This window comes from Hansschlegelia zhihuaiae (assembly GCF_004103825.1).
Taxonomy (GTDB): Bacteria; Pseudomonadota; Alphaproteobacteria; order Rhizobiales; family Methylopilaceae; genus Methylopila; species Methylopila zhihuaiae.
The window spans coordinates 1-1,351 of sequence record NZ_RYFI01000026.1 but is presented as its reverse complement, the minus strand read 5'-3'; the positions used below and the strand labels follow the sequence as shown (position 1 = coordinate 1,351).

The 1,351-nt window shown below is 72.1% G+C and carries 2 protein-coding genes (1 of these 2 cut by a window edge); both read left to right on the top strand.

The annotated features are described in order from the left end of the window. Nucleotides 1-579, top strand: partial view of a 2-hydroxychromene-2-carboxylate isomerase gene (locus EK403_RS19920; protein ID WP_128779210.1) — the 3' portion only. It extends 75 nt beyond the left edge of the window; the window shows 579 of its 654 coding nt (coding positions 76-654); the start codon falls outside the window, past its left edge; the stop codon is at nt 577-579. Nucleotides 580-807: 228 nt separating this feature from the next. Then, complete coding sequence (locus EK403_RS19915; protein ID WP_128779209.1) at nt 808-1,260, top strand: hypothetical protein; 453 nt, start codon at nt 808-810, stop codon at nt 1,258-1,260. The last annotated feature ends 91 nt before the right edge of the window (nt 1,261-1,351 follow it).

Below are 1,351 nucleotides of genomic sequence, written 5' to 3'. Positions count from 1 at the left end.
GCCCATCGGGGGCGGGAGCCGTTCCTGGAGATGGCGCGGCGTCGCGGCGTCGAGATCGGCTGGCGGCCGATGCCGCTGATGTCTGTGTTCGCCGACACCGGCGGCGTGCCGCTGCTCAAGCGCGCGCTGCCGCGCCGGACCTATCGCGACCTCGAGCTGCTGCGCTGGGCCGACCGGCGGAAGCGGCCGCTGAAGCTCAGGCCGACATACTGGCCGTTCGAGCCGGCGCTGGCCGACCGGGCGATCATCGCCCTGGTCGACGCGGGCCAGGACCCGTCCGGCTATGTCGGCGCGGGCTTCCGCGCGGCCTGGGAGGAGGACCGCGACATGGCCGACCGGGCGACGATCGCAGAGCTCCTCGCGGCGCAGGGCTTCGACGCCGACGCGACGCTCGCGGCCGCCGAGCGGGAGGAGACGGGCGCGGCCTATGCCGCGAACCATGCAGCCGCCGTCGAGGCGGGGGTGTTCGGCTCGCCGGCCTATGTGCTCGAGGGCGAGGTGTTCTGGGGCCAGGACCGGATCGACCTGCTGGACGAGGCGCTCGAGACCGGCCGTCCGCCCTACCGCGTCGCGGTCTGAGCACGTCAGATCGAGGCGGAGAAACTTTGCGCGTCATCCCGGCCGAAGGGCCGGGATCCATCACCGCCACCAGCGCCTGCTATTGGACGGGCGGCGTTGATGGATTCCGGGACGAGTCCGGAATGACGACCTCACCTGGGCAAGCCTTGTTCCTGTCGCGCCGCCGTCGTCCCGCCACGCTTCGGTCGCAGGCTGCCGGGACTGAGACCCGGCGGAAGGAGGCTGCGCATGCGCGCTCTTGGCTTGCTGGCGGCCGCCGCCGCGATCGGCGGGGCCGCGATCGTCTCGTCCGCCTGGGCGGAGCCGCCCCCGGCGGATCGCTACGAGTTGAAGCAGGTCGACGGCGGCTTCTTGAGGCTCGACCGGCAGACCGGGATGACCTCGCTCTGCGCGCCGGCCGGCGACGGCTACGCCTGCCGGCCGACCGCGGAGGGCGGCTCGGCCGACGCCGCCATGGTCGCCCAGCTCGAAAAGCGCGTTGCGGAGCTCGAGGCCAGGGTGAAGGCGCTTTCGCCGGACCGCTCCGCCTCGCTCAAGGGCGCCGTCCCGCGCGATCCCACGCTCGACCTGCCGACCGACGAACAGGTCGATCGCGTCGCGAGCTTCCTCGAACGCGCGACGCGGCGCTTCAAGAAGCTCGCGACCGAGATGCAGCGCGAGGCGGACGGCGGGTCGCTATAGGGCGGAAAGCGATCAGGATAGGCCGTCATCGCCGGGCTTGACCCGGCGATCCATCCACCTTGGCGAAGTGATGGATTGCATGTTGCGTGGT